The organism is Bradyrhizobium mercantei (assembly GCF_001982635.1).
GTDB lineage: Bacteria > Pseudomonadota > Alphaproteobacteria > Rhizobiales > Xanthobacteraceae > Bradyrhizobium > Bradyrhizobium mercantei.
Map to the genome: position 1 here is coordinate 676660 of NZ_MKFI01000001.1, position 13684 is coordinate 690343.

Annotated in this window: 11 protein-coding genes; 3 read left to right on the forward strand and 8 right to left on the reverse strand. The window is 60.7% G+C overall.

Annotated elements, in window-relative coordinates; translation table 11 throughout:
- Positions 1 to 372: 372 nt before the first annotated feature.
- The 4 genes from BI327_RS03330 to BI327_RS03345 all read right to left on the reverse strand — a co-directional run bounded on the left by BI327_RS03330 (position 373) and on the right by BI327_RS03345 (position 5702).
- A complete protein-coding gene (locus BI327_RS03330; RefSeq protein ID WP_083741905.1) occupies positions 373 to 2253 on the reverse strand; it encodes a dihydroxy-acid dehydratase in 1881 nt (626 codons plus the stop codon).
- Entirely contained in the window at positions 2196 to 2960 is a 765-nt protein-coding gene (locus tag BI327_RS03335; protein WP_076858344.1) for an SDR family NAD(P)-dependent oxidoreductase, read from the reverse strand. Before BI327_RS03335 ends, BI327_RS03330 begins: the two co-directional genes overlap by 58 nt.
- Positions 2961 to 3045: 85 nt before the next feature.
- A complete protein-coding gene (locus tag BI327_RS03340; protein ID WP_076858345.1) occupies positions 3046 to 4230 on the reverse strand; it encodes an alpha-hydroxy acid oxidase in 1185 nt (394 codons plus the stop codon).
- 41 nt (positions 4231 to 4271) lie between these two features.
- Positions 4272 to 5702, reverse strand: coding sequence for an FAD-binding oxidoreductase (locus BI327_RS03345; protein WP_089025401.1), 1431 nt, complete (start codon positions 5700 to 5702; stop codon positions 4272 to 4274).
- A 321-nt stretch (positions 5703 to 6023) separates the two neighbouring features.
- Here BI327_RS03345 and BI327_RS03350 point away from each other — a divergent pair, with 321 nt between their 5' ends.
- A complete protein-coding gene (locus tag BI327_RS03350) occupies positions 6024 to 6911 on the forward strand; it encodes an IclR family transcriptional regulator (protein WP_083741906.1) in 888 nt (295 codons plus the stop codon).
- Here the strand turns inward: BI327_RS03350 and BI327_RS03355 are convergent.
- From BI327_RS03355 to BI327_RS03370, 4 genes are all read right to left on the reverse strand, one after another.
- Positions 6908 to 8470: a class I adenylate-forming enzyme family protein gene (locus tag BI327_RS03355; protein WP_076858347.1), complete on the reverse strand. Its 1563-nt coding sequence runs from the start codon at positions 8468 to 8470 to the stop codon at positions 6908 to 6910. The genes BI327_RS03350 and BI327_RS03355 overlap by 4 nt on opposite strands.
- A gap of 8 nt (positions 8471 to 8478) precedes the next feature.
- The gene (locus tag BI327_RS03360; protein ID WP_076858348.1) at positions 8479 to 8892 is read right to left on the reverse strand and encodes a Zn-ribbon domain-containing OB-fold protein; all 414 of its coding nucleotides are present in this window, start codon (positions 8890 to 8892) and stop codon (positions 8479 to 8481) included.
- Positions 8893 to 8898: 6 nt separating this feature from the next.
- A complete protein-coding gene (locus BI327_RS03365; RefSeq protein ID WP_076858349.1) occupies positions 8899 to 10062 on the reverse strand; it encodes a thiolase family protein in 1164 nt (387 codons plus the stop codon).
- Positions 10063 to 10332: 270 nt separating this feature from the next.
- Positions 10333 to 11274, reverse strand: coding sequence for a LysR family transcriptional regulator (locus tag BI327_RS03370; protein ID WP_076858350.1), 942 nt, complete (start codon positions 11272 to 11274; stop codon positions 10333 to 10335).
- A 143-nt stretch (positions 11275 to 11417) separates the two neighbouring features.
- Between BI327_RS03370 and BI327_RS03375 the strand changes: the two genes are divergently transcribed.
- Positions 11418 to 12383, forward strand: a complete 966-nt coding sequence (locus tag BI327_RS03375; protein WP_076858351.1) for a hydroxymethylglutaryl-CoA lyase — start codon at positions 11418 to 11420, stop codon at positions 12381 to 12383.
- 23 nt (positions 12384 to 12406) lie between these two features.
- The gene (locus BI327_RS03380) at positions 12407 to 13648 is read left to right on the forward strand and encodes a CaiB/BaiF CoA transferase family protein (protein WP_076859157.1); all 1242 of its coding nucleotides are present in this window, start codon (positions 12407 to 12409) and stop codon (positions 13646 to 13648) included.
- Positions 13649 to 13684: the final 36 nt, after the last annotated feature.

Consider the following 13684-nt stretch of genomic DNA (forward strand, 5'->3'; position numbering starts at 1 on the left):
GTTATGAGCCTTCACCAGGCAGTGCGCGGCCCCCCACTCCAAAGTGCATCGACGGCCGAACGATTCCGGGCATGGACGCAGCCGCGCCGGCCCGATCGATCACTTCAAATGCAACCGTCGAATCCAGTTGAAGAACAGCGAAGTGTTACGGAGTCAGGCGGGGAGAGATCGGTTACCCGTCCCGCGAGTCATGGGTGTCTGCACGCCTTGGTCGATCCCTCAGCGGTCTTCAGCATCTTGCGGACAAACTCCGGATAACTCGCAGAGTCGGCGAAGTCGGAAGCATGGTGCAAGACCCTGCGCCGCCGACGTCGGCTTAGAGATGTCCAAGGCAGGACGATGTGAACGGATTTTCACACGATTGGTGCAGTTTCACGAGGACGTTGCTCCGGAGTCTCCATCTGAGGATGTTTCCTTTCGAGCAATGTCGTCCCTCGGCCAGCGCACGGCTCCTGAATGAGTCACCGCGCCACAATATGCCGGCCGCACTACGCTCGCGTATTTTTCCAGTACCCCGCCGCCCGTCATACGCTCGTTGCCGAGCCGCTCGGACGGAAGGCTGGCCAGCCTACGGGCGATCTCCCCATCCGTCAGTTCGACCGAAATGGAGTTGACCTGCGGCGAAGCGTCGATGCTCACGATATCGCCGTCCTGCAAGGCCGCTATGGGTCCCTTCTCGGCCGCCTCAGGGCCGGCGTAACCGATACAAAGGCCGCGGGTCGCCCCCGAAAAGCGGCCGTCGGTCAGCAGTGCAACCTTATCTCCCATCCCCTGCCCGTACAGCAGCGCGGTAATTCCGAGCATCTCGCGCATGCCAGGCCCTCCCCGCGGTCCTTCGTTACGGATGACGAGAACGTCGCCGACGGCATATCGCATCTCTCGCACTGCCGCCTGAGCCTCCTCCTCGCACTCGAACACGCGTGCTGGACCTCTATGGCGTAGCGTCTTCAATCCGGCAGTCTTAAGCAGAGCGCCGTCCGGACAGAGATTACCCTTCAGCACCGTCAGTCCGCCGCTCGCACTGATGGGATCGGAAGCTGGACGCACGACGATCCCATCAGGCGCCCCAGCTCCTCCCAGTTCCTCCGCCAGCGTTAGTCCCGTGAAAGTGAGGGCGTCTCCGTGAAGAAGTCCGGCGTCAAGCAAGCTACGCAAGATCACGCCCGCCCCACCGACGGAATAAACGTCTCTGGCCAAGTACTTGCCGCCTGGACGCAAATCCGCAATGAGCGGAGTCCGGGCGAAGACGGCGGCCACGTCGTCCAGGAAGAAGCGAATGCCCGCTTCGTGGGCGATAGCGGGAATGTGCAATGCCGCGTTGGTTGAGCCGCCGGTGGCGGACACGATGGCGCATGCGTTCTCCAACGATCGACGAGTCACCACGTCTCGTGGCAGCGGGCCGCGGCCATCAAGGCTCGCCCGCACGGCATTCATGAGCTGCCGTCCCGTACGGCGAAGAAGCGAAGAGCGTTCGCTGTACACTGCCGGTATCATGCTTGAACCAATGGGCGCCAGCCCGAGCGCTTCGCTCACCATTCCCATCGTATTGGCAGTGAACTGGCCGGCGCACGAGCCGGATGTTGGGATGCACGCGTGGCTGATAACGTTCAATTCCTCAAGGGTAGCCGTCCCTGCAAGCACCTTACCTATCGTTTCATAGGTGTCGGTGGATGCAAGCACTCTCGATCCTGGCGGTCCGGGCAGATGCGCCGGTAGCGCGGCCCCTCCATGAAGGAAAACGCTCGGGACATTGCACCGGACGATGCCCATCATCAATCCCGGCAGGTTCTTGTCGCATGCTCCAATGGCGAAGATGCCATCCCACTGATGGCCGCGAACGGAGGCTTCAACACTGTCGGCTATGAGCTCGCGCGAGGGCAGCGAGAAACGCATGCCCGAGTGCGCCATCGTCAACCCATCGCTGACGGACACCACGGGGCATTCATGGGGCATGCCGCCGGCGGCGTAGATGCCGGTTTTTGCATGTTGCGCCTGGTCTCTCAGATTAGCGTTGCAAGGGCTCATCTCACCACCGGTGTGCAAAACTCCGATGTGCGGGCGCGCGATCTCGTCGTCGTCGTGGCCAAGCGCGTGAAGAAAGGCGCGCGTGCTAGCGCGCAAGGTACCTTCGCGAATGGTGGCGGACCGATACCTCTTCGAAGATGTCGTCAAAGTCCTTCCTCCCTGGCGCAGTCTTAGAGTTGGAGCCCGTTGTCCACGACCGCGACGTGGCCCGTCATTCCAGGCGCACATGCGCACATGAACCAGGTCAGCGCGGCAATTTCAGCAGGTTGCGACACCCGGCCCAGAGGTGCGGTCGCTGCTTGTCGCCCGAGAACTTCTTCGTACTGATCATGCGACAGCATCCGCTGCGGCAAGCCGCCGTCGACGAACCCTGGCGCGATGGCATTGACGCGGACGCTCGGTGCCAGGCTGCGCGCGAGCGACAAAGTCAGGCTATTCAAAGCTCCCTTGGATGCCGCATACGCGATTGACGAGCCTGATCCGCGCAGCCCGGCAATCGAAGAAATGTTAACCACTGCGCCGGCGCCGGAGCTCCGAAGCGCAGCTGCGCAGGCGCGCGTAAGCTGAAAACAGCCAATCAGATTGACGTCGTAGAGCCGGCGAAACTCCGCCGCGTCGATCCCTTCGAGATCCGTATGCGGAACGAATTTCGTGATCCCGGCACAATTTACCAGCGCGTCCAACCGCCCCCATCTGGCGACCGCGGCCACGGCAGCCCGGCGACAACTCTCCTCATCGGCAACATCGAGCCCAACCGAAAGCACCTCGCCCGCCTGCGATCCTACTTCGCGATCCACGTACGACTGGGCCGCATCAGGATCATCATCCCCGAAATACGACGCAACGACGTTCCATCCATGCCGGACGAATTCGACCACGCAGGCGGCACCGATGCCGCTGGAGCCACCACTTATCAGACAAACCGGCTTCGCCATGCTCGTACCCTGTCTTTCATCCGAATTCTCGCGCGGGATCGGCACACCGCTCTTTCGCCGCTCCTGTATCCCGCGTCCGTCTTCCTCATCGAAAGGCGTCGACGATCAAACCGGGGGAGAGTTCGGACAGCGAGCGCAGACCGAGCAGCGCCAAATCGCGGTCAATCTCTTCCGCAAGAAGGCGTGCGGCATACCGCACGCCATCCTCTGCCTGTACAACGGCAGCGAACAGGAACGGTCGCCCTAGAAAGACGAAGTCCGCACCGAGCGCCAATGCCTTCAGCACGTCCGTGCCGCGCCTGACTCCTCCGTCCAGCATCACGGTCATTGCCGGAACGGCCTGTCTGATGTCCGAAAGAACGCGCAATGGCGCAACGGCCCCGTCAAGCTGACGACCGCCATGGTTCGACACGATGATGCCGTCCGCGCCGATGTCCGCCGCGAGCCGCGCATCGTGCGGCGACAGGATGCCCTTTATGACCAGGCGCCCGGGCCAGCGACGACGGATCAGCCCCACATGCTGCCAGCTCAGACGATCCCGGCGATTGGAAGGGCGCGGGGCCGCACGGGAAAGGACGGGCGGTCCGCCGCTGGCCTCGAGATTGACGAATCGTGGCTCTCCGCGACGCCAGTACGTTCGCAAGAACGTGCCTGTCACCCACCCCGGGTGGGTCGATCCCTGCCACAATAGATCGAAGCTCGGCTTCAGCGGGATCGAGAAGCCATTCCGTACATTTGTCTCGCGGTTCGCCGGCACCGGCACATCGGCCGTCACAACCAGGATGTCGTAATCGGCCGATTTGACCCGATCGATCATCGCCTCGATCGCCCTGTCGTCGCCCGGGAGATAGGCTTGGTACCAAGTCCCCGGAGCTATGCGAGCGACTTCCTCGAGCGAAACGAGCGAGGACGCACTCAGCATCATCGGAATGCCGAATGCTTTGGCGCCGGACGCAAGGGCAAGGTCGGCATCGAATGCGCACAAGCCCGCCGCGCCCATCGGAGCGATTCCGAACGGAGCAGCATAACGGCGACCAAATATCGTCGCCGAAATATCGCGATCGAAGTTTTGGGCTAGAACACGTGGAACAAAAGCCCGCTCGCGAAAACTCTGGAAATTCGCTTCCAGCGAGGTCTCCGTTTCGGCTCCTGCTGCGATGAAACCGTGAAGCATGCGCGGCAGCTTGCGCTGGGCGATCGCTTCGAAATCGTTCAGGCAGAGGCACCGTTCGAGCAAGCGGAGACGGCGCGTACCCGCGCCCACCGACATGTCCCGAACACTTTGATCGTGCGCTCCCGCGGCCGACGAACTCAAGCCACAACCTTTCCAGGATTCATGAGCCCGAACGGATCGAACGTCCCTTTGATCGCGCGCATCATGTCGTACTCGACCTCGCTCTTGCGGCGGCGGAGTTCGTCGGAGCGCAGGCGACCGATTCCGTGCTCGGCGCTGATCGAGCCGCCGAAGCGCGCGACGATGTCATGGACGATCTCGTTGATCCTCGCGCGGTGAGGATCAAGATCGACCGCCGTCCACCCGGCCGGAGCGATCGGGTTGTAATGGATGTTGCCGTCTCCAAGATGGCCGAACGCGAAGTGTCGGATTCCGGGAAGAGCGTTCTCCAGGGCAGCATCTGCCTCCGCAAGAAATCTCGGAATCGATGAGACCGGGACCGAGACGTCGTGCTTGACACCCGGACCGGCTGCCTTCTGGGCCTCCGCCTTCCACTCGCGCAGCTCCCACATGGCCAGCCGCTGCGCGTTACTCCGGGCGAGCGCTGCGTCGACGATGAGCCCTTCTTCCAGGGCAGATGCAAGGACCGCTTCAAGCTCGGGCTCCAGTCCTCCCGGATCCCCCTGCCCGGCGACCTCAACTAGCACGTACCAATCGTGCAAGTGCTCGATCGGCATCCGCAACTCCGGTCTTACAGCAAGCGTAAGATCGATGGCCTCACGCCGCATCAGTTCGAATGCCGTCACCGCCTCTCCAAGGCGCCCGCGCGCCGCGGAAAGCAGCTTCAAGGCCGCAGCAGGGTTGGGTGCGGCCACAAATGCGGCCGCGACGTCGCTCGGCCGCGGCTGGAGCCGCAGCACGGCAGCAGTGATGAAACCGAGGGTCCCTTCCGAACCGATGAAAATCTGCTTCATGTCGTAACCGGCCGAGTCCTTCCGCAAGGAACGCAGCCCGTCCCATATGCGCCCGTCTGGCAGAACGACCTCCAGGCCGAGAACCTGGGGTCTCACGTTGCCGTACCGAAGCACCTGGGTGCCACCCGCGTTAGTGGCGATGTTTCCGCCGATCTGACAACTTCCCTCAGATCCGAGCCCTACCGGGTAGAGCAGGCCTGCTCGATCCGCGTAGGTCCTTACCTCACTGAGGGTGAGGCCAGCCTCGACAGTAATCGTCGCATTTTCAATGTCGAGCTGTCGCAGCGCGCGCATCCTACTAAGGCTAATCACGACCTCCCCGCCGGTTCCGAAGGGGGTCGCCCCTCCTGCAAGGCCCGTGTTGCCGCCCTGGGGCACCATCGGCATTCTGCCGTCGACACAGACGCGCACCACTTCGGACAGCTCGGCAGTGGAGCCGGGACGAACGAGGAGATCGGCGCGCCCGTTGAACGTGCCGCAGGCAGAACGGCCGGCCCAGTCGAGCTCCTCCGCGCCCTCAACGACATGTTCTCGCCCAACCGAGCGGACGAGCCTTTCGAGCAGATCGGGAGCGATTTTCGATTTGGTCGTCATGCCGGTCCAACGCAAAGAGGTCGCGCTCCGCCCGAAAGCGCAAGCGCGCCTCCTAGATTCGCCCCAACCCATCCAGGCCCACCCACAGGCCGCAACTGTACCGTGATTGTTATATTGAGACCAATGTCCATGCAATAGACGCGACCGCCACGTGGAGCTCGAATTGCCGGATAGCCTCCGGAGAGCCGAACCCTAGTACGCCTTGCGAATGGGAAGGCATCCCTTCAGGCCGTTCTCCCAACTTCAGCGCCTTGATTGATTTGGCTCAAAGATTTCGACAGGGGAGATGAGCAGAATGGACGCCGACTGAGGTGAATCCAGATGACGGCATTTCACGGCCCGAGATCGCATGGAGAAGTCGTGCAACCGACCGGCCAGCCAATGGCAGGACGCATGTCCCATGTTCGGGCCGTCCATAGGGCCGTAACCATTCTGAAGTGCTTCACGCCCGAAGCTCCGACATTGAGCTTGATCGATCTAGAGCATCAGGTCGGATTGAGCCGATCCACCCTATACCGTCTATTGCATACCCTGTGCGCGACCGGGTTAGTCGAGACGCTAAGCGAACCAGAACGCTTTCGATTGGCATCGGGAGTGATGCAGCTTGCTCACGCCTGGTTGTCCGGTACGAAAGTTGCCGATCTGGCTCGAGCACACGTCGAGGACTTGAGAGACCAGACCGGAGAGACGGCCGCCCTCTTCCTGTTTCGAGACGATGCATCCTTGTGCGTTTTGGAGTGCGGAAGCCGCCATTGCCTTTCGGTTTCCCGCCGTGTCGGGGAAAGTCATCCGATGACCCACGATGCAAGCGGCTTGGCCATACTGGCCTTTCGCGACAACAAGCCGCGCCTACGAACCCCGGGCGATGTCGAACGGAAGGAACTGGTTGATGCGATCGACCGTGCGCGAAGCGATGGCTACGCGGTCGATCGAGGCGAGTTCCTCCGCGACGCAACATCCATCGCGGCTCCCATTTTCGATCGCAACAGCGCGGTCATCGGTTCGGTCGCTCTATTCGCTCCGAATGCTCGCATGAACGACGAAATGCTGACGGCCTACATCAAACTCACCGTTTCGACCGCGAAATTCATTTCGGATGCGCTCGGCCTGCCAGTCGTCGGGGAGCAATCGAACGTCGCGGGCTTACGTCCTCTCAAAGTGCACCCTAAGGCGCCACAAACAAGGCGCCGCTCTAGCGGATCGTCTTAGATCTCGTTGGCGGCTATGGCTTCGTTGCGAACTTCGGCCGCATGACGGGCGGACTCTCGCAGCTCGTTCTTTAGAACCTTGCCCAAGCTGTTGCGAGGTAACTCGGCGACTATGAAGACGTGTTTCGGCTTCTTGTAACCTGCAATGCGGTCGCGGACGTGCTCGATCACGGACACCGCGGTCGGCTGACGGCCCGGCGCCGGTTCGATGAAGGCCGCAACTGCCTCGCCGAAAATCGGATCCGGGACTCCTACAACCGCAGCGTCGACGATGTCTGGATTGGCCATCAACGCCTGCTCAACCTCCTTGGTATAGATGTTGAAGCCGCCGCTGAGGACCATGTCCTTCTTTCGGTCAACGATGTACAGATAGCCCTGTTCGTCGCTCTTCGCGATGTCCCCAGTGTGGATCCAACCCTCCCTTATCGCTTCAGCGTTTTCGGCAGGCCGATTGAAGTATCCTTTCATAACCGAGTATCGACCGGGCTCCCCGGCCCTCACCAACAGCTCGCCGGCTTGTCCAACAGGCAGCGGGCTTCCCTTCTCGTCGACGATCCTGGTTTCCACACCCGCGGTTGGACGTCCTACCGAATCGGCATGATCGAACTGCTCTTCATGCGAGAGGGACGTAACAGCTCCGGCCTCTGTCATGGCGAAGAACGAGACGAGGCGGACGGACGGCAGAAGCGAAATGAACTTCCTTTTGAGATCCACCGGGAACGCCTCTCCGGTTACCACGATCGTCCTCAACGAAGCGCATTTCGTGGGATCAGCCTGAATCTCGGGTAGAAGCATCCGGCAGACGGTGGGGACCATACCTGCGACAGAAATTGACTCGCGACAGATAAGCTCGACGGCCTCTCTCGCGTCGAATTTCTTCATAACTACGAGCGTTCCACCCAAGGTCAGCGCGTTCGCCATACGCGCGAACCCCGTCCTGTGAGCAAGAGGCGTCGTCACGAGGAAGCAGTCCTCGTCCGAAATGCGCCATTCAACACCGTTGATGAAGCGATGCTGCACTATGACGTTGGCGTGCGTGATTATGGCCCCTTTCGGCTTTCCCGTGGTGCCTGACGTGTACATGATCAAGGCATCGTCCGGTTCCGCCGGAAGGCTCGGCAACTCGCCGGTCGCGGCGGACTTGATCGACGCATAATGCACGGCCCCCACGAAGTCGCGACCTATTGTTATCCGCAGTGCCTGAGGGTACGCAGACAACGTCTGTTCCACCGCCTCGGACGCACCATCCACTGCGATTACCGACGGCATGCAGTCCCGGCAGATGTGATCGAGTTCGTAGGCTGTCAAACGCGTGGTTACGGGTACGACGATGGCCCCGACCATAAACGCCGCAAAGAACAGTTCGATGATCTCGACGCCGTTCGGAAGAAACAGCACCACGCGATCGCCGGGTTTAATACCACGTGAACGCAGACCCAGCGCGACCTGCTGTGTCCGTTCGACCAACGCAGCATAACTGATCCTCTCGGTTCCGCAGACCAAGGCCGTCCTTTCGGCGAGCCTGAGCGCTTGCGATTCGAGGATTTTCTCCAAGCGCATGAATTGCCTCACACCAGCCTGAATGCCGGATACTGGACGTCCTCGCCGAGCTGATCCCACGTCAGCTCGACTCGTCTACCTATTGCGAGCTCTTCGGGCTCAGCACCCAGGACATTGCCAATGATGCGGACACCTTCGTCGAGCTGAATGGTCACGACGAGGAGCGGCAATCTTCCTTCGAGTCCCGGTCCCGGCACCCGAACAACCGTGTAGGCGTAGATCTCGCCCTTGCCTGAGACCTCGCGCCATTCCAGATTGCGGCTGCCGGTGTATATGCTCACCGGACGCGGGTAGTGCTGGAAGCGTCCAGTGTCCTTGCAGTATTGAAGAACCAGCTTTCCTCGGGCCGCGGCTTGCCAGAAGGGCGCAGTGTCCACGTATACCGAAGGCCTTGGGATCGCGCGCCCGCTTTTCTCGGACATTTCTCGTCAAGCCTCCAGTATCATAGCAGCGCTCACACTCCAGTTGCGCGCATAGGGGATCACCCCGATGCCCGTGACCAAGGCGTTCCTGGGGTTCTCGACTTGACGAGCGCCCCCATCGCCGAACATTTGCCGCACAGCCTCGGCTAGGTTTAGGCCACCACTGGCCAAGCCAGGTTGTCCCGCCGAAATCTGACCGCCGCCGGTATTGAGGGGCAGGCTTCCGCGGAAGGAGATGTCAGTGTCGAGGGTGAAATCTGCGCCCTGCCCCCGCTTACAAAATCCGAATTCCTCGAAACACATCATGACTGCGATCGTAAAGTCGTCGTAGGGATGAAACATCCGTATGTCCTTCGGCGTCAGACCGGACTGCTTGTAGACCTTCGGCGCCACTACCGAGAACCCCGTTTGAGTGATGTCGGCGAGAGATTCTCGTCCGGCGAAATTCGTCACCTCCGCGAATGCCGTCGGATAGACCATCCTGGTCAATCCCATATCCTTGGCGCGCCTCTCCGTTGTGACGAGGAAAGCGTTTGCGCCATCGCAGAACATGACACAGTCCAACAGACGCAACGGGTCGGCGATCACGCGTGAGTTCTCGTAGTCCGTCATCGTGATCGGGGTTCTGAACTTCTGATAGGCATTCTCGTTGTGAAGAGCGTGCTCGCGCTGGGTAATTGCGATCTTGCCCAACGCTTCCGTCTTCAAACCGTACTGATGGCGGTATCGGCTCATCAACAAACCGAACGACGCCGGAGGTCCCTGCACGCCCGGCGGATCCTGAAACTCGGATCTGTAGGCTCCATAGTTGGAACGCCATGCCGTACTGGGCGCATCGGCCGACAGAACCAATGCTACTTCGCAGTGCCCGTCTCGGATCGCCGAGGCTGCGCGTGCGACGCCCCCGGTCGCTGAACAGCCGCCATTTCCTCCGTAGTTCAGCCAGGTCGGCTCCAGGCCGAGCGCTTCCGTCATATAGACCGCGAAGAACGGGTTCGGACTCTCGCTCAGTGGCGCGGTCACGCTGAGGCCGTCGATGTCTCGCGCGTCGACACCGGTGGCTTCGAGAAGAGCCGCCATCGCTTCTCCGGCGAGATCATAAGCACTCCGCCCCGACTTGTACTGGATGGGGGTCTCAGCGTAGCCGGCGATTACGATGTCGGTCTTCACACTCTTCCTCGCTCAAATTGAAGCAGCATCTTCCGCCCGCCCTAGGCGACCCCTAGCTCAATATGTCCGCGTGATGGACATTATTATTGTATTTTGAGTATGAACGGCCGTCGCCCTCCATGTCAATTCCGCTGGCTCCGCGTTAGGCGATCTGCGGTCCGAAAACGTGCTTGTGCGCGCAATTGGGTCCACGCGGCTGGCGACGTGCCCGCGGTCGGCAACAGGGACAATCGAGCCAGGTAGTAGGGAAGATGCTCGCGAAACGGACGCTCAGCCCTTCCAGCGCGAGAGCGGTCCAAAAGTGTCCCCTCTCGGAATATGACGGATCAGATGCAGGAATTTCCGTGATGCGTCGCTGATTGGTTGCTTGTCCCGCCAGACGACTACGATATCCAGATCGATCCGTTTGGTCGCTACATCGAGCACAACCAGCTCGCCTCGTGCAAGCTCGGATGCAATTCGTCCGCTCAATGCAAAACAGATGTTCTGAGACGATGCGACCAGCTTAAACCAAGCCCGAAGGTGCTGGGTCCGCAAGCCGACCTTGATGTTCTTAAGGCCGATCTCCGCCATCATCGCGTGCATGCGGCGGCCATAGTCCGAATTTTCATTCGGCATGATGAAAGGATATTCCGTAAGCTGCTCGGGGCTGATGTTCTTGACCCGAGCCAACGGATGATTTGCGGCGGCAACGAAAAGCAAGCATTGCGTCCCGATCCTTTCCGCCTGGAACCCAAACGGCACCGGTTCGTTGCGGGTGAGAACGAAGCCGAGGTCTGCATCTCCCTTCTTGACGAAATGGACGACTTCTTCGTTGCGGCCGATATTGGCCCTTATTTCGATGTGGGGCCATCGTTTGGTCAAGCTGGCAAGAACGCTTGGCAACAATTCGTCCGCGACGAACATATGGGCAGCGAATGACAGTATGGAATCGCGCTTGGCCCGCGCTTGAGCCAGTTCCGCACCCACCTTTTCGGACTCATCGAGAACAGACGCTGCATACTCATAGATGCGCCGTCCCTCTTCCGTCATCCTCGGCCCGCGCCCTCGCTGTCGTTCCAGCAGCCGCTCGCCAAAATGCGCTTCCAAGATGCGAACATGCTCGCTGACTGATGGCTGGGAGATGTCCAAGACGTCGGCCGCCGCGGTGAAGGACCCTTCATCGACGACAGTTTTGAAGACTCTCAACTGACGAAGCGTGCTGGCAAGCATGCGGAAACCTTAGGCCCGGATCCAATATAGGGCAACGCCTATATGTCATAGGTTTCGGGTCCCTTGCTTGGCCCACCGCTTCGCCCAACACTCCGTCCCGAAAAACGCGTTCGTAATCGAACCAGAAACCGGAGGAGCACGCGGTGGCAAATTTGCCGGCATCGATCGAGATCAAAGAGGAAGGTCCGCGGGAAGGGTTTCAGTACGAGAAGGGTCAGATCCCGACCCAACGCAAGATCGAACTCATCGATGCGCTCTCGCAGACTGGCTTACGTCACATTGCTACCGTCTCTTTTGTCGATCCGCGCCGCGTGCCCGGCATGGCCGATGCCGAAGCGGTGGTGAATGGAATGACACCGAACCCGGACGTGACGTATTCGGCACTAGCCTTGAACAAGCGCGGTTTGGAGCGCGCTCTCGCGACCGGTCGTGTGAGGGTCGGCGGCGCCATTCTGCTGGTTACCACGGAAGCGTTCGTCAAAATCAATCTGAACCGCAGCAAGGCCGAGCAGTTGGCGGCCCAACCGGCGATGATCCAATTGCTGAAGGAGCATCACCTCCCGATCGAGAGCATCGGTATCATGGCGGCATTCGGCTGCAACTATGAAGGCCCCGTAACCACGCGGTGCGTACTCGATCTGATATCCGATGCGCTCGGTGTCGCCGCTGAGCACGATTTGACCATCCGGCGGATCAATCTCGCCGACACCATGGGATGGGCCACCCCGCTCCAGATCAAACGTCTAGTCGGTGCCGTTCAGGACCGCTTTCCGGAGATCGAGGTGATGCTGCACCTGCACGACACGCGCGGCATGGGCATCGCCAACGCCTTCGCCGGCCTGGAAATGGGCGTACGCCGGTTCGACGCAGCTGTAGCCGGCCTTGGCGGATGTCCGTTTGCACACAACAAAGGCGCAGCCGGCAACGTCTGCACGGAGGATCTAGTCTTCATGTGCGAGGAAATGGGCGTCGAGACGGGCGTCGATCTGGACGCTTTGATCGAGTGCGCGATCTTGGCCGAGGACGTCGTCGGACATCCCCTGCCCGGGTCGGTCAAGATCGGCGGCAGCTTGCGCAGGCTGCGCGAAAAGCTCGTACCTGCAGCGTGATCTCGAAGGCGGACATCGAAAAGATGAGTTCGACATATCGACAGGCCGGGGCGCCCGCGATTTCCGCGCAGACCTCGACGGCTTCACTTCCGCTCGCCGGCATCCGGATCATGGAATTCTCACACATGGTCATGGGTCCGAGCGCAGGCATGATCCTCGCCGACCTAGGCGCCGACGTCATTAAGATCGAGCCCGCCCCCGACGGGGATCCGACCCGCCGACTGAAAGACGTCGCAGTGGGTTTCTTCCCCACCTACAATCGGAACAAGCGTAGTTTGGCAATCGACCTCAAGGCACCAGAGGGATGCGCGGTCGTTCAGAAGCTCGCCGCTCAGGCCGACATCCTTATCGAGAACTATTCGCCGCGTACGATGGATCGACTTGGGTGCGGTTACGAAGAACTGTCAGGTATCAATCCGCGGTTGGTCTACTGCTCCCTCAAAGGCTTTCTGAGCGGACCTTACGAACATCGCATGGCCCTCGATGAGGTTGTCCAGTACATGGGCGGCTTGGCCTACATGACCGGCCCCCCGGGCGAGCCGCGCCGTGCCGGGGCATCCGTGATCGACATCATGGGCGGCATGTTCGCGGTTATTGCTATTCAGGCCGCGTTGCGCGAGCGGGAGCGGTCGGGGCGCGGTCAGTTGATCAAGTCAGCGCTCTTCGAAACGACCGCGTTCCTTATGGGACAACACATGGTGCGTGCTCAGGTCACGGGGGTCTCGCCGGCCCCGACGGGCGGCAAACGGGCTGGAGTTTGGACGATCTACGATCCGTTCGAGACCGCGGACGGCAAGAAGATCTTTCTCGGCATCATCAGCGACAATCACTGGCGCCGGTTCTGCGAAAAATTCGGTCGCCCCGATCTCGTGTCGGATCCCCGCTACAATACCAATGCCGATCGCGTGAAGGAACGCGACACCATCCTTCCACTCGTTTCTGGGATCATTGCTCGCTATACCCAGGCCGAGTTGATAGAGCTGCTTGACCACCTGGGCTGCCCGTTCGCGCCAGTTGCTACGCCGAGCGATCTGATCGAGGATCCACACCTCAACGCCAACGGGCGCTTGCTCGACGTCGAAACACCGGCCGGCGGCAACGCGAAAATCCCGCGACTACCTCTGGAAATGAATGGACATGCCCTAGGACTGCGGCGCCAACCAGCGACTGTAGGGCAGCACACGGCTGAGATCCTGACTGAGCTAGGTCTAACGCGAACGGACATCGACGATCTTTGCGAGCGAAATATCGTGAGATGCGGCTGAATCGCCCCGGGACGCGCAGCCGTGTCCGGCACCGTT